The sequence below is a fragment of the Paenibacillus sp. ClWae2A genome (genome assembly GCF_032452295.1).
GTDB lineage: Bacteria > Bacillota > Bacilli > Paenibacillales > Paenibacillaceae > Paenibacillus.
In genome coordinates this window covers 1-24,962 of record NZ_JAULSQ010000016.1, presented here as the reverse complement: position 1 = coordinate 24,962, position 24,962 = coordinate 1, and the positions used below count along the sequence as shown (strand labels likewise).

General features: G+C 43.3%; 35 protein-coding genes. 33 read left to right on the top strand and 2 right to left on the bottom strand.

Annotated features, from left to right (window positions below; genetic code table 11):
- The first annotated feature begins 6 nt into the window (after window positions 1-6).
- The 8 genes from QVE09_RS28160 (at window position 7) to QVE09_RS28125 (ending at window position 6,474) form a co-directional block, all read left to right on the top strand.
- Entirely contained in the window at window positions 7-684 is a 678-nt protein-coding gene (locus QVE09_RS28160; protein WP_076252748.1) for a response regulator transcription factor, read from the top strand.
- Entirely contained in the window at window positions 681-2,057 is a 1,377-nt protein-coding gene (locus QVE09_RS28155; protein WP_315939480.1) for a sensor histidine kinase, read from the top strand. The genes QVE09_RS28160 and QVE09_RS28155 overlap by 4 nt, the downstream gene beginning before the upstream one ends.
- A gap of 67 nt (window positions 2,058-2,124) precedes the next feature.
- Window positions 2,125-3,255 (top strand): ABC transporter permease, encoded by a 1,131-nt coding sequence (locus QVE09_RS28150; RefSeq protein WP_315939479.1) that lies wholly within the window; start codon window positions 2,125-2,127, stop codon window positions 3,253-3,255.
- A complete protein-coding gene (locus QVE09_RS28145) occupies window positions 3,252-3,929 on the top strand; it encodes an ABC transporter ATP-binding protein (RefSeq protein WP_315939478.1) in 678 nt (225 codons plus the stop codon). Before QVE09_RS28150 ends, QVE09_RS28145 begins: the two co-directional genes overlap by 4 nt.
- A 163-nt stretch (window positions 3,930-4,092) precedes the next feature.
- The gene (locus QVE09_RS28140) at window positions 4,093-4,656 is read left to right on the top strand and encodes an NUDIX hydrolase (RefSeq protein ID WP_315939477.1); all 564 of its coding nucleotides are present in this window, start codon (window positions 4,093-4,095) and stop codon (window positions 4,654-4,656) included.
- Window positions 4,657-4,689: 33 nt separating this feature from the next.
- Complete coding sequence (locus tag QVE09_RS28135) at window positions 4,690-5,022, top strand: DUF4304 domain-containing protein (RefSeq protein ID WP_315939476.1); 333 nt, start codon at window positions 4,690-4,692, stop codon at window positions 5,020-5,022.
- 131 nt (window positions 5,023-5,153) lie between these two features.
- The gene (locus tag QVE09_RS28130) at window positions 5,154-6,161 is read left to right on the top strand and encodes a phosphotransferase (protein ID WP_315939475.1); all 1,008 of its coding nucleotides are present in this window, start codon (window positions 5,154-5,156) and stop codon (window positions 6,159-6,161) included.
- Between the two features lie 19 nt (window positions 6,162-6,180).
- Window positions 6,181-6,474, top strand: a complete 294-nt coding sequence (locus QVE09_RS28125) for an RNA polymerase alpha subunit C-terminal domain-containing protein (RefSeq protein ID WP_315939474.1) — start codon at window positions 6,181-6,183, stop codon at window positions 6,472-6,474.
- 19 nt (window positions 6,475-6,493) lie between these two features.
- Here QVE09_RS28125 and QVE09_RS28120 read toward each other — a convergent pair whose 3' ends face one another.
- Together QVE09_RS28120 and QVE09_RS28115 are read right to left on the bottom strand one after the other, a co-directional pair.
- Window positions 6,494-6,913, bottom strand: a complete 420-nt coding sequence (locus tag QVE09_RS28120) for a hypothetical protein (protein ID WP_315939473.1) — start codon at window positions 6,911-6,913, stop codon at window positions 6,494-6,496.
- An 18-nt stretch (window positions 6,914-6,931) separates the two neighbouring features.
- Window positions 6,932-7,438, bottom strand: a complete 507-nt coding sequence (locus QVE09_RS28115) for a hypothetical protein (RefSeq protein ID WP_315939472.1) — start codon at window positions 7,436-7,438, stop codon at window positions 6,932-6,934.
- A gap of 359 nt (window positions 7,439-7,797) precedes the next feature.
- Between QVE09_RS28115 and QVE09_RS28110 the strand changes: the two genes are divergently transcribed.
- The 25 genes from QVE09_RS28110 to QVE09_RS27990 all read left to right on the top strand — a co-directional run.
- Window positions 7,798-8,304 carry a DUF2569 domain-containing protein gene (locus QVE09_RS28110; protein ID WP_315939471.1) on the top strand — a complete coding sequence of 169 codons (507 nt, stop codon included), beginning with the start codon at window positions 7,798-7,800 and terminating at the stop codon, window positions 8,302-8,304.
- Window positions 8,305-8,423: 119 nt separating this feature from the next.
- A complete protein-coding gene (locus tag QVE09_RS28105; protein ID WP_315939470.1) occupies window positions 8,424-9,038 on the top strand; it encodes a histidine phosphatase family protein in 615 nt (204 codons plus the stop codon).
- 140 nt (window positions 9,039-9,178) lie between these two features.
- Window positions 9,179-9,835 carry a pyridoxine/pyridoxamine 5'-phosphate oxidase gene (locus QVE09_RS28100; protein WP_315939469.1) on the top strand — a complete coding sequence of 219 codons (657 nt, stop codon included), beginning with the start codon at window positions 9,179-9,181 and terminating at the stop codon, window positions 9,833-9,835.
- Between the two features lie 81 nt (window positions 9,836-9,916).
- Window positions 9,917-10,492: a GNAT family N-acetyltransferase gene (locus QVE09_RS28095; RefSeq protein WP_315939468.1), complete on the top strand. Its 576-nt coding sequence runs from the start codon at window positions 9,917-9,919 to the stop codon at window positions 10,490-10,492.
- 29 nt (window positions 10,493-10,521) lie between these two features.
- Window positions 10,522-11,154 (top strand): hypothetical protein, encoded by a 633-nt coding sequence (locus QVE09_RS28090; protein ID WP_315939467.1) that lies wholly within the window; start codon window positions 10,522-10,524, stop codon window positions 11,152-11,154.
- 169 nt (window positions 11,155-11,323) lie between these two features.
- Complete coding sequence (locus QVE09_RS28085; RefSeq protein ID WP_315939466.1) at window positions 11,324-12,280, top strand: radical SAM protein; 957 nt, start codon at window positions 11,324-11,326, stop codon at window positions 12,278-12,280.
- Window positions 12,281-12,489: 209 nt separating this feature from the next.
- Window positions 12,490-13,503: a phosphodiester glycosidase family protein gene (locus tag QVE09_RS28080; protein ID WP_315939465.1), complete on the top strand. Its 1,014-nt coding sequence runs from the start codon at window positions 12,490-12,492 to the stop codon at window positions 13,501-13,503.
- A complete protein-coding gene (locus QVE09_RS28075) occupies window positions 13,500-14,513 on the top strand; it encodes a GtrA family protein (RefSeq protein ID WP_315939464.1) in 1,014 nt (337 codons plus the stop codon). The genes QVE09_RS28080 and QVE09_RS28075 overlap by 4 nt, the downstream gene beginning before the upstream one ends.
- Before the next feature lie 123 nt (window positions 14,514-14,636).
- Window positions 14,637-15,347: an AAA family ATPase gene (locus QVE09_RS28070; RefSeq protein WP_315939463.1), complete on the top strand. Its 711-nt coding sequence runs from the start codon at window positions 14,637-14,639 to the stop codon at window positions 15,345-15,347.
- 68 nt (window positions 15,348-15,415) lie between these two features.
- Complete coding sequence (locus QVE09_RS28065) at window positions 15,416-15,910, top strand: cysteine hydrolase family protein (RefSeq protein WP_315939462.1); 495 nt, start codon at window positions 15,416-15,418, stop codon at window positions 15,908-15,910.
- Window positions 15,911-16,403: 493 nt separating this feature from the next.
- On the top strand, window positions 16,404-16,925 hold the full coding sequence (locus tag QVE09_RS28060) for a GNAT family N-acetyltransferase (protein ID WP_315939461.1): 522 nt from the start codon (window positions 16,404-16,406) through the stop codon (window positions 16,923-16,925).
- Window positions 16,926-17,342: 417 nt separating this feature from the next.
- Complete coding sequence (locus tag QVE09_RS28055; RefSeq protein WP_315939460.1) at window positions 17,343-17,822, top strand: hypothetical protein; 480 nt, start codon at window positions 17,343-17,345, stop codon at window positions 17,820-17,822.
- 69 nt (window positions 17,823-17,891) lie between these two features.
- Entirely contained in the window at window positions 17,892-18,356 is a 465-nt protein-coding gene (locus tag QVE09_RS28050) for an NUDIX domain-containing protein (protein ID WP_315939459.1), read from the top strand.
- A gap of 42 nt (window positions 18,357-18,398) precedes the next feature.
- Window positions 18,399-18,551, top strand: a complete 153-nt coding sequence (locus QVE09_RS28045) for a hypothetical protein (protein WP_315939458.1) — start codon at window positions 18,399-18,401, stop codon at window positions 18,549-18,551.
- Between the two features lie 376 nt (window positions 18,552-18,927).
- Window positions 18,928-19,473, top strand: a complete 546-nt coding sequence (locus tag QVE09_RS28040) for a hypothetical protein (RefSeq protein ID WP_315939457.1) — start codon at window positions 18,928-18,930, stop codon at window positions 19,471-19,473.
- On the top strand, window positions 19,430-19,912 hold the full coding sequence (locus tag QVE09_RS28035; RefSeq protein ID WP_315939456.1) for a GNAT family N-acetyltransferase: 483 nt from the start codon (window positions 19,430-19,432) through the stop codon (window positions 19,910-19,912). The genes QVE09_RS28040 and QVE09_RS28035 overlap by 44 nt, the downstream gene beginning before the upstream one ends.
- Before the next feature lie 202 nt (window positions 19,913-20,114).
- Window positions 20,115-20,618, top strand: coding sequence for a DUF4188 domain-containing protein (locus QVE09_RS28030; RefSeq protein WP_315939455.1), 504 nt, complete (start codon window positions 20,115-20,117; stop codon window positions 20,616-20,618).
- Window positions 20,619-20,643: 25 nt separating this feature from the next.
- Window positions 20,644-21,144 (top strand): hypothetical protein, encoded by a 501-nt coding sequence (locus tag QVE09_RS28025; protein ID WP_315939454.1) that lies wholly within the window; start codon window positions 20,644-20,646, stop codon window positions 21,142-21,144.
- Window positions 21,145-21,320: 176 nt separating this feature from the next.
- Window positions 21,321-21,719 (top strand): hypothetical protein, encoded by a 399-nt coding sequence (locus QVE09_RS28020; RefSeq protein ID WP_315939453.1) that lies wholly within the window; start codon window positions 21,321-21,323, stop codon window positions 21,717-21,719.
- Between the two features lie 36 nt (window positions 21,720-21,755).
- Entirely contained in the window at window positions 21,756-22,148 is a 393-nt protein-coding gene (locus tag QVE09_RS28015; RefSeq protein WP_315939452.1) for a hypothetical protein, read from the top strand.
- A 5-nt stretch (window positions 22,149-22,153) separates the two neighbouring features.
- Window positions 22,154-22,501, top strand: coding sequence for a hypothetical protein (locus tag QVE09_RS28010; protein WP_315939451.1), 348 nt, complete (start codon window positions 22,154-22,156; stop codon window positions 22,499-22,501).
- 238 nt (window positions 22,502-22,739) lie between these two features.
- Window positions 22,740-23,249, top strand: coding sequence for a hypothetical protein (locus QVE09_RS28005; RefSeq protein ID WP_315939450.1), 510 nt, complete (start codon window positions 22,740-22,742; stop codon window positions 23,247-23,249).
- A 66-nt stretch (window positions 23,250-23,315) separates the two neighbouring features.
- Window positions 23,316-24,155, top strand: a complete 840-nt coding sequence (locus tag QVE09_RS28000) for a P-loop NTPase family protein (protein ID WP_315939449.1) — start codon at window positions 23,316-23,318, stop codon at window positions 24,153-24,155.
- 43 nt (window positions 24,156-24,198) lie between these two features.
- The gene (locus QVE09_RS27995; protein ID WP_315939448.1) at window positions 24,199-24,450 is read left to right on the top strand and encodes a DUF7660 family protein; all 252 of its coding nucleotides are present in this window, start codon (window positions 24,199-24,201) and stop codon (window positions 24,448-24,450) included.
- A 39-nt stretch (window positions 24,451-24,489) separates the two neighbouring features.
- Window positions 24,490-24,962 (top strand): YcxB family protein (locus QVE09_RS27990; protein WP_315939447.1); only part of this gene is annotated, 473 nt, incomplete at its 3' end.

Genomic DNA, 24,962 nt, shown 5'->3' with positions numbered 1-24,962 from the left:
AACCATATGAAACATCTGCTGCTGGCAGACGATGATGCGAATATTCGAGCACTCCTGCGGCATGTCATGACCAAGGAAGGGTATCGGGTCCATGAAGCGCAGGATGGATTGGAAGCGGTCAAACTGATGCAAGAAACGCCGATCGATCTGGCGATCCTTGATGTCATGATGCCAGGCATGGACGGACTGGAGTTATGTGATTACATTCGGCAGCATTACGACATTCCAATCATGTTGCTGACGGCACGAGATCAGCTATCGGACAAGAGAGATGGTTATTTGAAAGGAACGGATGAATATGTGACCAAGCCGTTTGAACCTGAAGAACTGGTCTACCGGGTAAAGGCGTTATTTCGTCGGTACCATCGCACATCCAGCGATATCATCCGCATGAATCGAATCGTCATTGACCGCAACAATGTGGAGGTTACGGACGGGCAATCCATTCTCTTTTTGCCAATGAAAGAATTTGAATTACTCTCACAGCTTGCCCAGTTTCCGGGCCGTTTGTTCTCACGGGATGAGCTTATTCGGCTCGTGTGGGGAGCGGATTACGAAGGAGATGACCGTACCGTTGATGTGCACATCAAGCGGCTGCGTGATCGTTTTGCTGATTATACGGACGATTTCATCATCCAGACTGTGCGGGGCATTGGATACAAGATGGAGGTGAAAGCACCTTGAGGACCTTGTACGTCCGGGTATTCCTCATTACAGTTGCGGTGATTGTGGTCAGCGGCATGCTCGGTTTTCTTTTGTCGAATATCTACTATCATGCAAAGCTCAAGGATTTTAATGATGAGAAGCTGGTGGGCATCGCGACGCAAATGAAACAGTTTGTGGAGCAGCAACCCGACACAATGGAGCAGTATCTGAACAATGCTGCCGATCTTGGATACGAAATCTATGTGACGGATGGAAAAGGCAACGACCAATTCTACGGCCGCGAATACCGTGAGAAAGATCTGGACAAGCAAGCTGTAGAACTGGTACTGAATGGAGATGTATACCATGGCGTCGCCCAGTTTCCAAGTAAACCGTTCATTACCGGTTTCTTCGATAATCAATTAAGTAACACCGTGGGTGTTCATCTGCAACTGGGCAATACCAATTACGCTCTCTTTATGCGCCCGGATGTAATTCTGCAATTCGGTGAGTTGCGAATCTTTTTTGCGCTGATTGGAGCATTTACGGTGGGCATTAGTATTCTAATCTTTCTCATTAGCACTCGTTATCTGGTCACTCCGATTGAACGTCTGTCCGAGGCGACCAAACGGATTGCACAAGGAAAATATAATTTAAAATTACCTACCGCCCGGCGTGACGAGATTGGGCAATTGGCCCAGCATTTCATGACCATGAGTCGTGAATTGGAGAGGGTCGATCAGGCGCGGCAGCAGTTTGTATCCAACGTATCGCATGAGATTCAATCACCGCTGACCTCGATTCAGGGTTTTGCCCAATTGGTGGCGGATCGGGATCTGCCTGAACAGGAGCGGGAGCACTATGCATCGATCATTGAGGAAGAGAGTCGTCATCTCTCCTTGCTCAGTAAACAACTACTTCTCCTGTCTTCCCTTGAACAAGGCAACGAAGATCTGTCCAAAGTAAAGTTCTCTTTGCGAGATCAATTCCGGCAAGCGGTTCAGGTGCTGCAATGGCAACTCGAAGAAAAAGAACTACTGCTTCGGATATCGGTGCCCGAATCCATTCAGCTGGTCGGCAATGAAGTGCTGCTTATGCAGGTGTGGATGAATCTGCTGGGAAATGCAGTGAATCATCTGCCACAGGGAAGAAGCATTGAGATTCATGCCGAGCAGACGGATAACCAGTGTGTGATTCAGATTCGGGATACAGGGGACGGCATTGCTGCCGAGCATCTGCCTTTCCTGTTCGATCGATTCTATCGGGTGGACCGTGCACGGGAACGTTCTTCGGGACGAACCGGACTTGGACTTGCTATTGTGCAGAAAATTATTCGAATTCATGACGGTACAATCGAGGTTTCCAGTTCACCTGAGGGCACGGTCTTCACCGTGACACTTCCGCAGATGTAATCTGTTATTCATTTGCCGTTCATTTTCGCCTCCTATACTTGGGTTATCAAGAGGGAGGTCACAGAACATGTACTTGGCTATTCGGGAAATGAGGTATGCCAAAGGGCGGTATGCCTTAATTGCTACAATCATGGTGCTGGTTTCATTTCTGGTACTGTTTGTTACAGGTCTTGCACAGGGGCTGGCGTATGATAACGCAGCTTCGGTCAAAAATATGGCAGCAACCCACTTTGTACTGGAACAGGATTCGAATCATCGGTTTACTCGGTCACAAGTGGATCAGGATCAGCTTGATCAAGCTCGCTCCGTGGTGGGGCAAGAGAACGCAGAGCCACTCGGTGTGAAAATGACAACCGTCAGTCCAATGGGCGACACGAAAAAGATCGATGTCACGTTGTTCATGGTGAATCCGGAAGGCTGGCTTGCTCCAGCGGTTACCGAAGGATCTTCGATTACGGATCAGACCAAAGGTCAGGTTGTGGTGGACCATAAGTTGTCTGAATCTGGCGTCAAGATTGGCACCGTTCTGGTCGATCAAGCTTCGGGAATGGAGTGGACCGTTGGTGGATTTGTACAAAATGAGTCCTTCAGTCACTCCCCGGTGGTATTCCTGAATGAACAGGAATGGCTCGCACTCCAGGGAAGTTCACGAACTTCGCAAGGTTCAGCAGACACCAATGCCAATGCTCCGATGTACAATGCCATTGCTATCAAGGATGGGGGCGAGCAAGTAGACCGCTTGAGTACTGCAATGCCTAATACGGAAGTCATCACAAAGTCGGATGCCGTATCGGCTATTCCTGGATATAAGGAAGAGCAGGGATCGTTGCTTATGATGATCGCATTTCTATATGTCATCTCGGCGTTTGTGCTTGCGGTATTCTTCTACGTCATCACGATTCAGAAAACGAGTCAGTTCGGCATATTAAAAGCCATCGGAACGCGGAATGGTTATCTGGCGGGTAGCGTTTCGTTACAAGTCTTGGTCTTGTCAGTTGGTAGTCTGGTCATTAGCGTACTGTTGGTTCGACTGTTCGAGTCCATATTGCCAGCATCGATGCCGTTTCAATTAGGTTTATCCACCCTCGCACTGACCTGTGTATTATTCATACTCATGTCTATGGCGGGTTCATTGTTCTCGGTGTGGAAGGTTACCAAAATTGATGCACTTGATGCAATTGGGAGGACAGCAGCATGAGAAACCGATTGGTATTACAAGGAATTACACAGACCTTTGAAGATGGTGGCAATAAACGGACGATTCTGGACAAGTTGGACCTTGAGGTTGCTGAAGGGGAACTTGTAGCTGTGATGGGGCCTTCCGGCTCGGGCAAAAGTACATTCCTGTCTATTGCAGGCGCACTTCTTGAACCAACGGAAGGACAGGTTCTGCTGGACGGAACGAGTGTTATGGGCAAAAGCAAACAAGATATATCCGATGTACGGCTTCAGCAGCTTGGTTTTATTTTTCAAAGTGCCAACCTCATTCCGTATCTGAAAGTAGAAGAACAACTTATGGTGGTCGCGAAGCTCGCCGGAACAGATAAAAACAAGGCGGAGAAGCGAGTGGATGAGCTGCTGGATACGGTAGGTTTGACTCATCGGCGGAAGGCGTATGCGGAGAAGTTGTCTGGCGGTGAACGTCAGCGGGTCGCCATTGCACGGGCGTTGATGAACGATCCGGCTGTCCTGCTCGCGGATGAGCCAACAGCGAGCCTGGATGCGGAACGTGGACTGGATATTGTCGGCATGATTGCACGGCTCGTGAAAGAGCAGGGCAAGAGTGCAGTGATGGTTACACATGATGAGCGGATCTTGCCGCTCTGTAGCCGGGTTCTTTTTTTGGAAAATGGAAAACTGGTGCAGCATTAGAGGCAGCATGGTCTGAAAGTCTGGGGACAATATTGATCCAAGGCTTAAGGGCAGAGAGTGTAAGAAGAGGGTCACATATTCCCGGTGGGGAGGTGGCCTTCTTTCTATGTTTTCGACTATAATTGGAAGAATAGTGGTATTAGATAGAGAGGATCGGGTGCGGATGAGCAACTTGAATGCAGAACAATTCCCGGCGTTGAGTATGTCGATTCATTGGGGAATTATTGAGGCGGAGTTCAGATTAAACGACATCGTGGATGAAAAGCTGGTGAGTAATATTAGTATTATTCCATTTGTCGGGGATCAATGTGTTGTTTTCCAACTGGAAAATGGAGACTGGGAACTGCCTGGAGGGACGCTTGAAGCAGATGAACAGTATATGGATGGACTGAAGCGCGAACTGATGGAGGAACTTGGAGCAGAATTGCGGACCTATCAGATTTTTGGTCAATTCCACTGTACATCCAGTGCGTTGGAAGCGTATCGAGCGCATATCCCGCATCCCCATTTTGTACGAATCATCGGATATGGAGATGTTGAACTTGTTGCTGATCCGCTTAATCCAGAGGATGGCGAGCAGGTGGTTGCAGTTGAAGTGGTAGAGATTGATGAGGCGATCCGAAGATTCCAGGAACAGAACAGACATGACATTGCAGAAATGTACAAACTGGCTCATATGCTGCGAGAAGAAGCTAAACAGCATTTTTATAAAATGGAGAAGGCATGATTCTTAAAGCTTTGAATGGGGAGTGCATATCTAATGCAGGAACTTTTTAAGAAGATCATCAATACAGACGTCAAAGCCTTACTTGCCAAACACGGCTATTCCAAGAAAAATCTGAATTTCTACAGAGCGGATGGAAACCTCGCATACAAGTTCAACATTCAAAAAGCAAAGGTTAACACCAGTAGTCAAGTCCAGTTTTATGTTAATTGTGGTGTTCATTCCACCGAACTCGCGGAGTTGCAGTCCGTTGGATTGAATGGAGACATATTGGAGGACATATCTCATTTTACCTGCCGAATCAGAGAAATAGCCCCTTCCGCTTCCTGCTACAAACCGGTGATACGGAAGAAGCCAAGCATTATTTAGAGCAACTACATGCCAAATACGGAGCCGAAAAGCGCTGGACGATATTTGCAAAGAAATATGCAGCCGTTTTTGCCGAGTATGGATTGTAAGCCTTGCTCCAGACAAATAGCCAAAATGAAAGGGGATTACATATGAACGATACTCAATATAATTTAAATTTTGAAAAACTGTGTAATGAATTACAGCTTGGTGAATTGATCAGTTCACCCAAACCGATTTCAGGTGGACTTCTTCATCGGATGTACGCCATTGAAACCACGCAAGCTAATTATGCAGTTAAGGCATTGAATCCCCAGATCATGATAAGACCTGCTGCTGTGCAAAATTATATGGATTCAGAAAAAATCGCAAGCGTGGCAGCCGAACATATCCATGCTCAACCTGCAAAAAGGTTAAAGGGTTCTTCTATGCATAACATTGATAATCAATTCTATCTAATATTTGATTGGATTGAAGGTCAACGTTTGGAACAAGATGAAGTTACTATCAATAACAGTTCTCTGATGGGAACGATCCTTGCAGATATCCATAAAACGGATTTTAGACAACTAGAATTGGATAGTTTACAGGCGACTAATTCTAAAAAAATAGATTGGATGTTTTATCTGAACAAAGGAAAAAATGAGAATTCGGAATGGATTGAGATTTTGGATTCCAATATCGATAAGCTGTATGAGTGGAGCATGAAGGCTAAGAATTCATCTTCGATGCTAGCATCCAATAAAGTGATTAGTCACAGAGATCTGGAGCCTAAGAATGTGATGTGGAGACAAGGCATACCTATTATTATAGATTGGGAATCGGCAGGTTATATTAATCCGATGCATGATCTGGTAGAAACAGCTGTGTATTGGTCAGTAGATAGCTATGGAAGTATAAACAAGGAGAGGTTCTTGGCTTTTATAGCTGGATATGAGAAGAGAGTGGGTAGTCTAACAGCGAATTGGGAAGTGGTTCTGGATAATGGTTTTGCTGGAAAGTTGGACTGGCTCGAGTATAGTCTTAAACGGTCACTGTGGATTGAATGTACGGACATAGAGGAACAGTTAATAGGAACATCACAAGTCATTTGGACTTTAGAGGCTTTAAAACAATACGAAAATATGATTTCAGATATTAAGATCTGGTTGAATACTTAAATCCAGGAGTGATGCCCACATGGCAAACGATAAAGGAACACTCAAAACATGCGAACAAGGACATTCGTATTATAAAAAAAGTGATTGCCCAACTTGTCCAACGTGCGAAGCTGAACGTAAACCGACAGAGGGATTTTTAGCCTTGTTGTCAGCTCCTGCCAGACGTGCTTTGGAGAATGAAGGCATCACAACACTACTGCAACTTGCGGAGTACACGGAGAAAGAGATTTTGAAGCTGCATGGAATCGGGCCATCTGCCATGCCTAAACTGCGAAACGCATTGGAAGAAGAGGGATTGTCTTTTAAGAAATAACCCTCTTCATGTTGTTCCACTAATCCAAACCAGAAGCTGAAGTAATCTCCTCCATCGTTACCTGGTACAACAAGTTACCTTCACTGAGTAGCAGACGATGTTGGCGAAAATCTTGCCGTGCCTGCTTGAAGGGCTGATCTTCCTCATTTAACAAATTAATCTTCTGTCCTTTGCTCAATCTTCCGGGTTTCTCCATTTTTTTTAGCACAAACGTCCCATGTTTACCGTACCCGGCATCGAACAAGAAATGATAACCATCCGTAATGAAGCCAGAGGAACCGGAGATGTTTGGATTCATGAATGTAACGTCGGGTTCACTGGTTCCCCCTGAGATACAACCGAGTTCAAAATCGGTATAGAAGTAGAACCAGACTTGCTTCTCATTCACCACATTGAGTGCGTAACAATCTGCAATGTCAGCTGCGCGGTTTTCGTACACTTTATTACCGTGCTCATCCTAGGCCAACAGACCGTTTGATCCAATTGGATCGGCCCATCCGTAGTTACCAAAAACCCCTTCATCAAAGTAGCTGGTCCAGATCGTGCCCCTCTCTGTGACCTGTACACTTTGGATACCGTCTCCCAGCAGAAACTCGCGAATTGTATTTCCGTCTAAATCACACACTTTGGCGTTCAGATCAAACTGTTCGTTCCCATAATTCGCACACCGTGCTCCGACGAGCAGCAGATGATCATGTAATGGTTGTACGTAATGATAATTGAACGTCTGCCCCCAGATGACAACTTCCTCGATAGTTTGATCTGTCACAATAAGCACTTTGTACGTATAGCTTTGCTTCAATTTACTTTGGACGAACATACCTCGCTCTCTTTCGGGGATCTGATTCATCAACAGCACATAGACAAGGCCATCACCGCCCCACTGGGTGGAAACGATATCGAAGCCTTCGACATAATTTGAAATATCGGCAAAAGGCAGAAGTTTTACTTTGGGATTGGGCATATCCATATCCTCCTTCGTAGTCGAATGCAGAGTCACCACCTGCATCTGTATAAGAGCATTATGACGTACGTGTACTATGCTGAACATGGCGGAAGTATAGCGAAGGTCTTCTATGTTTTTTGCAGCGTATGAGTACGATCTTTTGAAATGGCTGTTTCGTACTTGACACTCGTAGTACAATAAGGAAGTTGTGTAAAATTCTATATAAAAGAAGGATGGAGAGGTACCCATAAGGAGAGTGTGAGAGTACATACAACGCACGTAAAGTAGGGTGAAAGATTTATCCGTAGATTCAATTGGCAATATTACAAGGAAGACTCATCTCAGAAAGACAAAACTGATTAAGGAAGTGTTACTAAGTGGAACCACATATTCAAGAGCAAAAGACAGACTACCGTCCATTAGGCGTATCGGGCTTAGGTGGTTGGCTGATTCTCACCCAGATTGGATTATTTCTTATGGTCATTTTCCTGGCGATCCAATTGGTTCTGTATTGTTTGCCCATGCTTACAACAGAGACTTGGGAGCTGCTAACTTCGGAGCAATCTGACTATTATCACCCGCTATGGGGACCGGTCGTTATTTTTGAAACAGTATATAACACGCTCTTTTTAGTGTTTGGCATCTATACGATCATTGCTTTTTATAGCAAAAAATCGATCTTTCCTCGTCTTATGATCATGTTTTATAGTGTCAGTCTAGCCGTTAGTATCATTGATTATTTATTGTTGCTTCAGATTCCGATGGCAAGAGAACTTGAGGATGGAAGCTCGTTAAGAGATATTGGCAAGTCGGTACTTACTTGTGCCATCTGGATTCCTTACTTTATCAAATCAGAGCGAGTTCATAATACATTTGTAAGATAAATGGTAAGCAGGAAATGCCCGATCTTGGATAGAAGCTATCTGAGGTCGGGTTTATTTGATACAAACGAAACCAGTTACATATATAGTTAACCTGTTCAATGTGAAAAGGAGGAGAGATCTTGAAAATTTATCTGGTAAGGCATGGGATGGACGAGGAAGGATATCGAGGCGGATGGAGTGAGCGTGGACTTACGGAACAGGGGATCAATCAATCCAGGAGACTGGGAGAGCATTTACATCATCATGCTGAGGAGTACAACATACATACGATCATTAGCAGTGATCTTCCTCGTGCAGTACAGACAACACGGGAAATTGAAAAAAAATTAAATATGCACGCTAGCTTAATGAAAGATTGGCGGGAGATGAATAACGGAGATTTGGCAGGCATGCTCCATAAGGATGCTGAAGAACATTACCCAGGGGTTTATTTCAATACTCTTGAGATGGACTCCCCGTTTCCGGGAGGAGAAAGCCCGAGGGATTTTTATAGCCGGATAAGCACAGCTTTCGAGAGTCTTTTGAAAGGTATGGAGGAGGAAACAGTAAAGTCCAATGTTCTATTAATTACTCATGGCGGAGTGATTAACATCCTGTATTATCTGCTTGAAAATAGGGAGTGGAGCAATAAGTCCAGCTTTTATCCCATGGGCAACACCAGTGTACATACCGTTGAAAAGGGAAGGCATGGTTGGAAACTTAGCACCACAAATGTGTTAAGTCATCTGGATTAGTTGTTTTACCTTGGAGGGAACTCGGATGGACATCAAACAAACTCTGCATCACGAGCTGATAAGTCGACTTAATCAGGAAGTACAGACTCATAGGTTCGAGTGTATTACAATGGTATAAAATAGAAGACGGAGGCGATGACATGAGTGATCAACCAATAGAACTGCTACAACATTTGAAGTCTTTATCCGGCCCATTTCCAATCTGGGATACGGGGCAGTTGCCGGAGCGGCCGGGGAAGCTATTTTTGGAGTGGTTGAGATTGGCGGTAGAAACCGAAGTGAAAGAACCTCATGCTATGACAATCTCCACCGTGGATCAAGACGGTTATCCTGATGCGAGAGTATTGATTTTGAAAAACGTAATCGACGAAACGTATTATTTTGCCTCCAGTTCGGAGAGTCGAAAAGGACAGCAGTTGAAGGAGAACCCTCATGTGGCTCTTACCTTCTACTGGCCTTCGCTTGGAAGACAGATTCGAATAAGGGGAATTGCCGAGGATCAGGGAGATCAAGCGGGCGCTGATGATTTCCGCAAACGTTCAACTGGAGCGAGAGCAGTTGCCATGACAGGTCATCAGAGTGAGGTTTTGGATAGTGAGGAAGTACTGGATCGTTCCATCGAAGCTCAGAAAGAAAAGATAAGTCATGATCCCGGTGTCGTTACACCTCATTGGCGTTTATATGCCGTGAATGCACAAGAGGTGGAATTTTGGCAGGGAGATTCGGAGCGCAAGCATGTACGAGTCCGATATGTGATGCAAGATGGGCAGTGGAATACACTCAGGTTGTGGCCTTAATTCTAGAACAGATGAGTCAGGCAATATGAAGCGAGCTGCTGTGTGTTTCTTTTTCCTAACAATCTGAGGGAGGATAAATCTATGAAAAGAATTGAAAGTTTCTTCGAACCATTTCCGGTGTTGGAAACCGAACGGACGTTACTCCGACCTCTTACCTCTGATGATCTGGATGATATGTATAGTTATTGCGTTGTACCTGCTGTATCGGAGTTCACTACCTGGGACGCGCATCAGAGCAAAGAAGACACCAAAGCTTTTTTAGATTTTGTCATGAGTCGCTATGAGACGGATCTAATAGGCCCGTGGGGGATTGAAGATAAACACACCAAGAGGCTGATCGGTAGTTGCAACTATCTAGGGTGTGATAGCGATAACAGGAGAGTTGAACTGGGATATGTGTTATCTGATCAATTTTGGAATCAAGGCTACATGACCGAGGTAGTGAAAAGAATTATCCAATTTGGATTTGACGAAGTGGGGCTTGAGCGAATCCAGGCCAGATGTTTAGTGGAAAACACAGGTTCTGCCAAGGTCATGGAGAAGGCAGGCATGCAATTCGAAGGTGTGCTGAGGAAATACATGAAGGTGAAAAATGAGCTTCAGGATCTGAAGATGTATGCTATCGTAAAAGAAGACTTCTATACTCGTATTAAATAAAGAACGTATTTTTGAAAGGGCGATCGAGGTTGAACAAAGGAATTCTGTATCTTATGTTATTCATGACTTTTTTAAGTAGCTCAGAAGTGACATACAATCGTAATGCCGTTTCAAAAGAACCTCCTGCATCTCATGCAACTAAGATATTTACTGAGGATGAATTCCAATTTAAGATTAAATCCAAAGATATTACGATTAAATTAGGAAGTACTCGTGAAGAGGTTGAGCAGCAACTTGGACTCCACGTGGATTATTACTACTACACGAATGTCTATCAGTACAAAGATATGAGAATTCATTACAAAGATGGAATTGTGGATGGCATTATGATTGATGGCCCGGCAAAGTTCAAAACGTATAAAACGCCAAGCGGGATAGGTTATGGAAGTACAGTCCAGGAGGTCTTCCAACAATACGGCAAAAAAGCTTTTATAGATACTAAAAAAGGAAAAGTAAAAAGTATTACATATGTCATGGAGAAAAATAAACAAGGAAATTACCATGTCATAACGTCCTTTGATCATGCAATATTGGAAGGAGGATTTGAGAACATGAAAGGATTGTCCATGAATTTTGATTCAAAAGGGCGTGTGTCATTTATCATGCTGGCGAGCCATGAGTTTGCCTATAATCCTGAGTTCAACATGGACGACATACAATAAAGGATTATGGGATTACTTTACATCACTCCCGATCAGTAAGGAAATGGGTTTTATTTTTGCTTTTCAGCAACAACGTACATAATGTCATATCGTGAACCTGATGCCTTCCGCTATAATCTTCAAGTTATCCAAACGTGGATTGAATGAAGGAACCAGGAGGTACAACGAATTGATAGCCAAAAACAAATATAAATCACTCGAACTGGAGGCACCCGGCGTATATGAGCTGGAAGGGCTTGAGGTGGGAGTGACATCGAACTGCAATTATAAATGCGACTATTGCTGCGCCTACAATCGGGATGATGGAGCGTGCATCAATAGTCAGGAAGTCATCCGTATTATTAGTGAGCTTCCTCGTCTCAAGAGAGTGCGATTGTCAGGGGGAGAAGTTACTCTGAAATTCCAGGATTGCCTGGAGATTGTGACGTATTGTGCGGCACATGGCATCGATACACAATTGAACAGTAATGCCAGTCTGCTGACAGAAGAACGGATTCTTGCGTTGCGTGATGCAGGCTTGTCTAACATTCATATCTCGTTCAATTATACGGATGCGGAGTCGTATGCTGCGTACTACCGTGTGCATCCTCGCATGTATGAGAGACTGGAGCAGAATATCCGTTTGTGTACGGAAGCCGGTCTGGAGACGGTATTGGAAACGTTACTGTTTGAAGGTAACCAAGCGAACATGCAGGCCATCAGCGATAAGGTGTATGACCTGGGTGTGCGCATCCATGAGATCCAGAACAGCATTAAGATGCCACATACCGATTGGAGCCAGATTGTATCCAAAGAGTCCCTTGTTCGATCTGTAACGGAATTAATCGAACATAAGAAGTCAGATACTTCGCTCTATTTTACCTGTATGGATCGGTTCGCTGAACAGTTGAATTTGCGTGAACAACCCGGTGTGCATTTCTCTAATTGTGTAGATGGCACGAAACAGCTGCACTTGCACGGTAACGGGGATATTCTCATCTGTGAGTTATGTCATCCTGTCGTGATTGGCAACATCTATACTGGAACGTCTTTGAAGGATATTTATGCGCAGCAGCCTCCAGCGTTAACGGAATTTTTGGAAAAGCGGCCTTGTCCCGCATACGATGCTCTTTTTGCAGATGCATAACAAGAAGACCTGATGAAATTATGTGATATGAATGTTGAACGAGATATGTACACGATAACAGTGACATTTAAGGTTATATAGACTGAAATCAAGGTGATCTGATTTCCTTACTAGGAAAACGGATGGCCTTTTTTGATATGGTTTCAGATTCATTTAAGTTACCCGGCCTAATATGGCCTTAAGAACTTAGATGAAGAGGTGAGCTTCACATGATGAAGATAGATGAAAAACCAACCCGGAAAGACCCACATAAACGACCGATCTCCCCAGCAAAGCGCAGATGGCTCATCATCACACTTGTCATCGTGCTTGCAGTAGGTGGAATCCTGTACAGTTTGGCTGACCGTTATCTGATCCGGCATGTGCAGGTGGTTGTGGCGGATGAGAACACGGCAACGGCAACAACAGGCAACGCCAATGATTCCAGCAGTACTACGACCACTACGACTGAAGTAAATGCAACGTCAGATGATTGGAATTATTCGAGTGATGATATGAAAGTCAATATTGAAAAGGTACAGACTGGTTCAGGCTCGGATCAAATTACGTATTATGTCGCCGATGTTCAGCTAACGGATGCAAGCAGCCTGCGAACTGCGCTGGCGGACAACAGTTTTGGAACGAACATTACCGAGAATACGTCAGAGATTGCCGCAGCCAACAATGCGATCTTTGCCATTAATGGTGACTATTACGGATTCCGTGATGATGGTGTCATTATTCGAAATGGAACGTTGTATCGGGACAGCCCCACGCGGGATGCACTTGCCCTGTTCAACGACGGAACGATGAAAACATATAACGAGAACGAAATTTCTTCCTCGGAACTGCTAGCCGAAGGCACCACCAATACACTATCCTTTGGGCCCATTCTGATCCAGGATGGGGAGATTGTCAGTGATTTTAGCAGTGTGAAAATCGATAACAACTTTGGCAACCGCTCCATCCAGGATGCGAATCCAAGAACTGCGATCGGCATGATTGCTCCGAATCATTACGTCTTCGTGGTGGTGGACGGACGGCAGGACGACAGCCGTGGCATGACCTTGGCAGAACTGGCCGATGTCATGAAAGGCCTCGGAGCAACCGAAGCCTACAACCTGGACGGCGGCGGTTCATCCACGATGTATTTTATGGGCAGGGTCGTCAATAATCCGCTGGGGCGTAACCAGGAACGTGGCGTAAGTGATATTTTATATCTGACGGAGGGACAAGGATCATGACGATATTAATTCCATCATATGAACCCGATGTGCGTTTACTGAATCTTGTTCTGCAATTGCAGACATTTAAACTTGGACCCATTGTGATTGTAGATGATGGCAGTGGACCCGGTTACCGTGGCATTTTTGAAACGGCAGAAGCCTATGGCTGTACGGTCCTGACACATCCCGTCAATCTCGGTAAAGGAAGGGCGTTGAAGACAGGTTTTCAGTATATTAAGGAGTACGGACATCAGGGCGGTGTAGTGTGCGCAGATAGTGACGGGCAGCATCTGCCACATGATATTAAGCGTATCTTCGAAGTATTGCTCGCACAAACGACACCGGGAATTGTACTTGGCAGCCGTCGGTTCAGCGGGAAAATTCCAGCACGTAGCCGTTTTGGCAACACCGTCACACGGGCAGTCTTTTCCCTCACAACAGGTACCAAAGTATATGACACACAGACGGGTCTACGCGGTTTTCCTTACTCCATGCTGGATTGGCTGAACCAGATTCCCGGGGATCGGTTTGAATACGAGATGAACATGTTGTTAACGGCACACAAGCAAGGGTATGAAATTACGGAGGAGTTTATTGATACAGTGTATCTGGATCACAATGAGTCCTCCCATTTCCGCCCGTTGGTTGATTCGTTCCGGATCTATATGCCAATCCTGATGTTCAGCACATCTTCGGTGTTGTCTGCTTTGATTGATTTTGGATTACTATTTGTTATTCAGTATTTCACACACAATCTGTTTCTGTCGGTTGTCGCAGCAAGACTATGCAGCTCCATCTTCAACTATACGATTAATCGGAAGTACGTATTCTCCGCTGGACGAACCTCGAAGGTGCGACAGTCTTTGCCCAAATATTTCTCACTTGTCCTGCTGGTGCTGTTACTAAACTACGGTTTACTGTATTTTTATAATGAAAAACTGATTATTCCGCTGCTCGCAGCCAAGTTATTGACTGAGGTGTCCATCTTTGTATTCAGCTACTGGGCTCAGCGCAGATTTGTCTATTAACCCTGAAGAGAGAGTAAGCCTATGGCTTGCTCTTTTTTGGTTGACACGGTTTCATATGACCCGTTAATAGGTTACGATGGCAAGGGAATGAATTTGAGCTAGAACACATAGGGGAGGACGATTATGTATCTTCGAAGTGTGGAACTCATGTCGGCCAAGATTGAGAATCGGAACCAATATCCTTTTGACATCCCCGCGATCCGGTCCTTGGAACGATTGGAATTCACGAATAACGTTACTTTTTTTGTAGGTGAAAATGGTTCAGGAAAATCTACACTGCTAGAAGGCATCGCTCATCAATGTGGATTCAATACCGCAGGGGGCGGCAGGAATAATACCTATGAGACACATGCTTCGGAATCCTCGCTCGGGAATTATCTCAGGCTGGCATGGTTGCCCAAAATAACGAATGGTTTCTTCATGCGCTCTGAATCCTTCTATCAATTCGCATCACATGTGGATGCGATGCCGGAGTCACTTCAATATTATGGTGGGCGTTCATTACATGAACAATCGCATGGGGAGTCTTTTCTCAACCTGTTTGTCAATCGGTTCAGTTCCAAAGGCATCTATCTGCTCGACGAGCCCGAAGCCGCTTTATCTCCAGCTAGACAGCTCTCTTTATTGCGTATCCTTCATGATCTGTCAGGCACTTCGCAATTCATTATTGCGACGCATTCACCCATTTTGCTGGGGTATCCGGGGGCAGAGATTTTAAGCTTTGACGATAGCCATATTCAAGAGGTAGCCTATGAGGATACCGATCACTATCAGATTACCCGCAGTTTTCTGGAGAACCGCGACCGGATGCTGAATGAATTATTTAAGGATTAAGTTCTCAGTTTAAACAAGGGAAGTTACTAAGCCATGGGGCGTAAAATTTATTTTTGAGGAGAGATTGAATGAAAGTAGGTTTGCTAATTGTTGATATGCAGGAGAGTATTGTGCGGAAAAAGATGGACCAGAGATCGATAGAACATGCTTGCGAGTATATTAACCATGTAGCTAACGTGCTGCGCTCGAATGATCATGTGGTCGTTCACGTGCAGGATGTGGAGGGCATGGAGGAGGCACCACCGGAGGAATATCGTATTATTCCCGAGGTAGATGTGAATGAGAAGGATCTCACCGTTACCAAGGAAGCTTCCAATGCCTTCTGGCAGACTGATCTGGAGCAGGTACTGAAGAGTCATGGGATTGAATTGGTGATCATCTCTGGTTTTGCCGCAGAGGAATGTGTTCTATTCACCTACAACGGTGCGATGGAGCGAGGATTCCGTCCGGTGATGTTGCAAAACGGAATTCTTAGCACACATCACGAAGCGGTGATTTCAACGTATAGAGATCGCAATGTGATCTCATATCCTGTGGTTGATTATCTATATAAGTTCAACTAAAGAGGTTTACACTGAGCACTCCAATGACAGAACAACCTTCCGATCACTGTTATCCCCAGATTTTTTTGATTCCTTTTTTAAAGGGGAAATCCGGTGATAAAGGCGAAGTGTATGCTTCCGAAGCAGCTTTCTTGCAGAAAGCTTTTAGCTCCGCTTCTTCAGGTTATTTCTGTCCTCTCCGTTGTTGTGTAAAAAGTTTAGTTGAACCTATATAATTCAATAATTATTAGCTAAGTGCTAATGGATAATTGGTGGAAAATAAAGATAAGATCAATAATTGGACTCTGTAGGGAGTCTTTTTTTTGTACATATGTGCATGTCGACCGTGAATGTATGGTTACTCTATGGTTACTCTATGGTTTAAACCAAACTTTGCCTATATCTGCTAGGGTTGAAACGATATATTGAGAACAGGGCGCAGCAAGCTCGTTGAGGATATCGGGAAAGTTGTGTATGGATCACTAACCAACTCATTAACTAAGGGAGATGTGGCATGAAGATGAATGTACAAATTACGCGTATTTTGGCAGAACAAAAGGAATTGTTTCTCAACCTGTACAACTTGTACTTATATGATCTGTCTGAATTTTCTGGCGAGGATTTACTTGAAGAGGGGAAATATGATCCAACGAACACCTATCTATATCTGGAACGCGATGAATTGCATCCGTTTTTGATTCAGTATGAAGGGAAGGTTGTTGGATTCGTACTGGTGTGCTCACCTCCATATGTGCCGCAAGATGTGGATTATACCGTGCAGGAGCTGTTCTTGGTCAAAAAATATCGGGGGCAGGGGCTGGCAGCACAAGCGGTTGACTTGGTTTTTGCTCAATTTGAGGGTACATTCAAAGTGGAGCAGCTTGCTAACAATGCAGCGGCAGTTTCGTTCTGGAAAAGATATTATGAGCAACATCAGATTGAATATACTGAGTCTGCATATAACATTGAAATTGACAACATCGCTGGTAGCCACCGGATTTTGTCCCAGACTTTTGTGCGTGAAAGAGAGAAATAATATTTAAATTAGAAGGTGAGCGTCAGGAATCTCCGTTTAGGTTCCTCAGTAAAGATGAAGTGATTTCACTTTTTGATCATACGGATATATCAGAGGACGAAGATGAGGTACACTTCAATATCTACATGATGGATTCAGATTATAGACCAAAGAAACCTGGAACAGATTATATGGGAATACTGAAGCATGATCATGTGACCAATGAATTTATAGAGATGTATCGAGAAGAAGGAACAGAATTTCTGAGTAGACGAAGGATTTTATGAATGTAAGGAAGTTTTATCACGGTCCTATTTTGCTTCTCCTGATATGGGAGGTAGATAGGACCTTTTTCAATTTCCATTTACCAATACATGGGTTATGATGAATTAAGAGGAGTCTATGGGAGTGACGCGTAAGGGGGGGGAGTACGTAGGAATGCCAGTGCATCATTTTGTAATCGAAAACAAATCGCAAGTAGACGGAAATATTCATACCTCCTACTCATGGGATTCACAAGGGAGAATACATGGAAGTGGATTAACCACAGAGAATCATGCCTTGGAAGACGAATTCATTGCGTACATCTATGATTCCCTTTGTTGGTTGGATACATGGAATCCATCTACCTGCATGAGATGTGGTGGGCTGAACAACTATGGAATAACCGTGATTGAAGAGCAGAGTGTTTTGTTGAAGTTTCATCAACTGATTCAGGCCTGGATTGATCTATTCAGCCATGCGACGGATCCGATTGTTCTAACAGGGAATTACGGTTTTGATGGAGAAGAACAGAAGGGCTGCTACGAGAAACTCGTGTACAACAAAGTTGAATTAATCAACGAATTACATAAGCTTGCGAACATGGCAAAGTATGCTGAGGTAAATGGGAAATGCATTGTGCATTTTGGTAAATAAATCATTAGGAAAGTTTCCTGATTAAAATTGTGAGCTGTTGAAGTAATCCAACAGAGAGGAGCAAGAATAATGACTAGTCGTATAGTAGTTACGGGTGGAGCTATTATTCGAGATCATATGGGGAGGGTTCTGCTGCAAAAGAGATCAGATTATGGAGATTGGGGATTACCCGGTGGTGGTATGGAGCCAGGTGAACGAATCGAAGAAACCATGATTAGAGAAGTAAAAGAGGAAACAGGGCTTGAGGTGAGTTCTTATAAATTGGCCTCCATCTACACGGGCGAGAGGATGCACTATACGTATCCGGATGGAAATGAAGTAGTATTTGTAATGTTTTTATTTGACGTTATTGCGGAGTTGGAAGGAAAACTCTGTGATGACCAGGTAACTCTTTTATTTGAAGATGAACAACAGGAGTCATTACAGCTTATTTTTAAAAGTCTGGATGAGATTGATATTGCCACAATTAACAATGTGCAGAAGCCTATATTTGTAGACTTGAAGCAAGAAGAGACTAAATTGCTACGCGAGTGAAAGTGTTGATAGAGTAGCTCAAAATGAATAGAGGTTAGATTGATGAAAAACATGGAATTAATTCAACCTTTTATTCCAGCATTTTCTGTTCAAAATTTGGAGTGGGTTGCTGGGTTGAATCTGTATATAAAACAAGACAAATATTATGAAAATATTTCAATAGCAGATATTACATTTTTGATAAACATTATCTAATGTTACATATGAATTATTTTTTAGATTCACTAATATTGAAAGTTTTCATTATAAACCTCATGGTGTTCTAGTTCAGATAAGTGGGTTTAATATTAAAGATCTGAAAGACCACGGATATCATCCGATGAAATATTACGTTGAAGACTATGAGGACGGAATATTAGGATTTTATTGTGAGGATATTGAATTGATACATGTACAAGAGAGTGAGCGCTTAGCTTTGTAAAGTATAGAACATCAAAGTTGAGCCTTTTAATAAAGAAAGGAGTTTTTACATTGCCTTGGCCGATGGTACATTTTGCAATTGCATCCGAGTTGATATCCGAGCCATCCCCTGAATTGTTATTGGGAAGCCTCGCTGTCAAAAACCCACCTCATGCCAGAGGCAGGAAGATTTGCAACAGACGAAGAACTTAAAGACTTTTTTGAAACCCAAAAGAAGTTAGCTTATAGTGATCCCAAATTCATGCAATATCTGTGCGGTTACATCGCCCATATCTATACGGACCGTGTTTGGACATTCGATATTTATCCTGCATATGAAGTTCATCCCAATGGAAGAAGCGTGTATACACAGGATGTCACAAAGCTGGAGTTTATGATTTTACGGAATCTGAACAGGGCCAACGATTGGTTAAATGAGCTGAAGATGGGAAGAGCATTTGATCTAGGCGGATTGCTGGAATCTGAGGTGTATCAGTATAGAGGAGAGAAACTGGAGTTTTTAGCTAACCCTGACAACGGACCTTTGGGTAATTTAAATATTTTATCCATGGAAGCTATGGAAGGGTTCATACATAAAACGGCGTTAGCGCTAAAAGAATTGTATACAAAATGGAATGTGTATACAGATTTACGTGAAAGGAGAGGGTCTGGAAATGGAAAACTCAATTCGGTTGGCTCTTTATCACGAGCAATATGACCAAGATTTGCATGATTTCGCTCTAAGAGGAGATCAGCTTCAGTTTACTGCAATGCCTGCGGATGTGATTGATGAAGCTATTCAAAATCCGGACAAAGACCCGATGGTTATCCTTCATGAAGAGAAACCTGTTGGATTCTTTATATTACATAAAAATTCTGAATACGTTGAAGATAAAGATGCATCTCATACCATACTGATACGCGCTCTATCCATTTCGATGGAACACCAAGGAAACGGGTATGCGAAAGCAGCAATGAAGGCATTGCCTGAATTCGTTCTCCAGCTCTATCGGGAGATTGATGAGATTATTTTGGCGGTAAATGAAAGAAATATTGCGGCACAGCAGTTATATCTGAAATTGGGTTTTCTCGACAGAGGCGTTCGAAAGAAGGGCATCCATGGTCAGCAATTAATCTTGCATAATAGAATCACATAAAGGAGGATGGCAATGGAGCCATGAAGATCGAAAAGAAGCGGATAAGCGTGCTAAGTCACTAGAATTAATGTGGACTAACGTCCGATTATTGGATAGTACGGGATAATTAAAGAGGGTGTGACGCCAAGCCAAGCTTTTAATATTGCTAGTAAGATCAAGTTTAACGAACGAAGGTACATGTTTGACGAGAAGGAGGGGTGACGTGCCGAACATATATAAGGGAAGATATTCAGCTAAGATTGAGGGAGAATTTGTTGTTTTTATCATTGGAATGAGGATCAATCGTCTGTGGGCTATACATAAATGGTTGCCTGTCTTTAAGTCCATGGGCCCGATGATTAAAGAACTCTATATGAATCCGGAAACCGGATTTCTGAGTACAGAGTATTTTATAAGCCGGCGTGGGGTGACACTACTCCAATACTGGCGCTCTTACGATGAATTGGAGAGATACGCACGGGGCGGATTACACTTGGAAGCTTGGAAAAAATTCAACCGATCCATTGGTACTGACGGAACAGTAGGGATCTATCATGAAACATACAAAGCGCAGTCAGGTTCCTTCGAGACCATATACGCCAACATGCCCAAATTCGGATTAGTTAAAGCGTCTGAACAGGTGCCTTCGACAGGGAAGATGGAGACATCCAGACGCAGAATGGGCGGAGAGAATGACCCGGCAGTGGAACCAGCAGAGAATCCTTAAAGTGGTGACAAGAAAGGAGCATGTTATGAAGGCTAAACTTCGACCAGAAGATATATATTCAAAGCAACTTAGCTGGCTGTGTATTGAACCGATGCTTGTTTCGGTACGGGGCAGAGATATGGCAACCAAAACAGAGATATACCGCAAGTTACACGAAGGGCAACAAGCTTTATTTCTGTTCTATTCCTATCATAATCACACGAAGAGTCTGGCAGAATTTTATTGGTTTTCGGCATATAACATCATTGAGATCAAGAGTTGGAATGGAATTAAAAATGGGATGCACTTTTTTCATTTAGATGAGATGGTAACTGTACTGGACAAAATTGAATACCTGATTACGGACAAAAACAGAGTGGGTGAAGAGTGGCGCGAGGTATTGGCAACGGATCTGGAAAAGGACCCGATCCTACTTCAGAGAACAGAAGCATTATATGCTACTTATCAGACCCTGGCGCAAGCAGCTATTGCACACATGAACGAGATGATCCTGCAAAATCAGGAGATGTATCTGGAGATTGAATAAGGCTAATATCAAAATAGATGCATAGAGGGCTACTCATGAGTGAGTAGTTCTTTTTATTATGTACGAGAAGAAAACTCGTGCTGCACATCATCGCTTTTTATTTTTATGCTAGAATAGATAGCAGGAAAAAAGCGGAAGAGTTAAATAACATTCTCAAGTAGGCAGGGAGTGCACGTATGCACGAGAAAGAACTATTGCAGCTGTACGGATTGGAACCTGATGGGGTAAACCGGGAGGCCATCCGACAGTTGCTTCGTCAAGAGATGGAGAATCGACAGTCAGAAGATAACGAAGTTCTGAAACGGTTGTGCATCATGTTGTTCTGTATCGGAAATGTAGAGGACACTGAATTGATCTGGCAGGCCAAACAGATGAATCAGGATACGAGCAGTTATATTGATGTGCAGTTATTATGTGGTGCAGGGTATGAGGAGACATTGTTTTACCTGGAAAAAATGGATGGGGAACAGGCGCACGAGGAGTTACTGTACCTTAGACGGTGCGAGCCGTATGATTTTGTTGATTTCTCCAAATTGGATTGGGTCTCCGACTATAAACGATATTACGGTGTTTGATATAAGAGCATACAGCTTACTGGAAGGAGGGGGACTATGCCAAGTTTGCATGACAACATCATATTAAGTTACGAAGTTGATTTAGAGAATGAATGGATCAGGATGCGAACTCGTTCAAGTCATGCTGTGCCGAAAAATATGGATGTCTTATTCTCTGGTGTAATGGCCCATGCGTTTGATACACCGCTGCATGGCAGCATTATTTTGGATCTGGATGAGTGGGATATAGTACATTTTATCCCTTCTAATCGAGAGTTGTTAGAGTCGGGGAAGGGCTACGGCTGGCCTGTCAGTTATGATTCCTATGACGAATTGTACACCCGGCTGATCGAGGAAAAATACAAGTACATGGTGATCTCATCCTCGTATGGATTGAGTGGTTGGGTTCTGGCAAAGAACGTAGAGATTTCTGTTCAAGAAATGGGGTGAATGGAATGAAGACTGAATACGCGCAACAGAGTAGCAAGAGAAAGCTAGGACTAAGAACGGCCATGGCTGTGTTGGTTGTGCTGTTCGTTGTTCTGGTCATGACCAATCCAAACGAAGAGGATTTTGTTGCCTGGCTCTCGAGTGAACATGGCATCCATGCTTCGTATGATGTGGATGAAGGCAGGACGTTTACGCAGACGATCGACGGTGACGAAAAGAGGCTTCACTACAAAGGTGGACACATACGCCATATGGGGATATTTTCAACATATAGTTATCTTTTCTCGGATCATGAAGAAAAAGAAATCCAGATTGAAGCGGTTGGCATAATGAAAATGCTATTTAATAGATAGTTAGATTCACTATGGACAGTTAAAAAGTTAGGAAAAAGTTCTGCTGATATCCACGCTCTATGCATGATATAACTTGTGCAGAGAAGCGTGTTTATGGCGTGAGATGCCTTATATGCAGAAATGGCTAATTTCGTTCGTTCGCAAATCCCACATTATGGGTTATGATGTACCTTGAGAGAAAATTTTACATAGATAGGAAGTCTTCTTATGTAGACGATTGCTGATTGGAGGACGGAATATGAAAAAGTTAACCCTAGTTTCATTATTGTTTCTACTTCTGGTTGCCTGTCAGAACAAGGGAAACACTGACGATGCACAGCAATTAATAGACTCCTCACCCTTAAATGTCACAGAAAAAGAGACACAACAGGATGAAGAAATATCGACATCCCAAGAGAAGGAAGATATCCCACCAGTGTATCTCGATGAAACAAACTATACCGGGGACCAATTGGAAATCGTTAAACTTATGAATGCCCGCATGCGTTATTTATACGAAAAGGATGAAAAAGCATATATGAGTCTGATTGATCCTGAATCTCCTATATTAGGCATGGGAAGATACACAGTTCTCAAGGTTACTTCCATGAGCGACATAACTATAGAGGAGCAAAGGAAGCTCTATCAGGCAGTGGTGATCGTTAACGAGTTAAAAGAGAACAACGAAGAGTATAACAATACGATGGTGTTTTGGAAAAAGAAAGAAGATGGTGATAACGCGCAATGGGTTATTGCAGATATTGATTAAGCACAGTAGAACATTGTCTTGATCATGGAGTTGAAAATTTTATACAAAATAAAGGGTGATGTAATGATGGCTAGGCGATTAATACTGATTGAAGGATTACCGGGTTCAGGCAAGTCAACGGTTGCCAAGATGGTATCCGAAATTTTGATAGGACAAGGCAAGGAGGTACAACTATTTCAAGAAGGGAACTTGAATCACCCTGCCGATTATGAAGGTGTTGCTTTTTATCATACTGGAGACTTCGGGACCCTATTAACCAAGCATGAAAAATACAGAGAGGTTCTGGAAAGCAATGCGATTGTCCATGATCAAGGTTTCCTGATTCCTTATCGTAAGATGAAAGAACAATGGGGAATAGAGCTTCCCGATCACCTTCTACAGGATATTTTCAGCCGAGATATTTACGAAATTCCTTTTGAGCAAAATGTTAAACTGATCACCGAGAAGTGGCAAGATTTCACCCAAAACGTGTTAAGCACGAATGATGACTGCATCACGATATTTGAGTGTTGTTTTATCCAGAATCCACTAACCATGGGTCTTGTAAAATGCAATCAATCCAAAGAGAAGAACGTGCAGTATGTATTGGAACTGGGGCGTATCATTCATGATCTGAATCCGCTTCTCATCTATATCGACCAGAAAGATATATCCTATACCTTTGATAAGGCAGTTAGTGAAAGACCAAAAGAATGGTCTGAAGGTTTTATTGACTACTATACGAATCAGGGTTTTGGGCAAGCACAGGGTTATAAGGGTATTGAAGGTACGGTACAGGTTTTGCAGGAAAGAAAGAATCTGGAGTCCGAAATCTACTACTTACTTCAGATGGATAAGGTATGGCTGGATAACTCGGATTATGACTTGGAGGTTTGTAGACGCAAACTGGAAAAAATTCTGGAGTAACCTTACGAAGCTAAGAGCATCGAGAGCAGGTGAACAAAAGAACATGAAAAAAACGTTATTTGAGCTTGTAAATGGAGTCGAAGATGAAGTGACCTTTATGGCCTTCCTGCAACAATTAAGCAAGGATCGGGAAGGTCATGCAGATGAATGGCAGAATGATTCAATAGCGTCATTTTTGGAAGCAGCAGCGGAGTGGGGGCAAGTCTCGGTAGATGGATTAACTCATTACGTGAAGCCGGATAACCCATGGATGAGATGTGCTCAGATTCTGTATATGGGCAAGATTTATGAGTAATATCAGACTAGATTATAACGAGTGGAGGAAGTTAGTAACATGATGCATATTCAGCTGACAGAAGAAGATTACTGGCAAATGAACAAATTTGCGATGTTTAAACTGTATGGGAAAGGTGTGCTGATCGCTGTATGTGTGCTGCCTGTGGCTATTGCCATCATATTTAGACAACTTGATTTTTCATGGATACAAGCTATTATTGCTGCACTGCTTTGCAGTATATTTGCCAATGGTATGACCTACATACGAACCAAAAAGAAAATTAAGAAATTGGCACGTGAGAGCAAGGGGATACTGGGTGATCATCAGCTTGAAATTACAGAGCAGGACATTCGCTGGAGCAACGATATGACTTCAGGTGCTACGCAGTGGAAAGGTCTGGAAAGCTTCAATGAGACAAAACAATATTTCTTTATTTTCATTAATAAGGCAAGTGCACATGTGATTCCGAAACGAACTTTTGAAACGGAGGCGGAAGCATTTCGGTTTGCAGAACAGGTCAGAACATATAT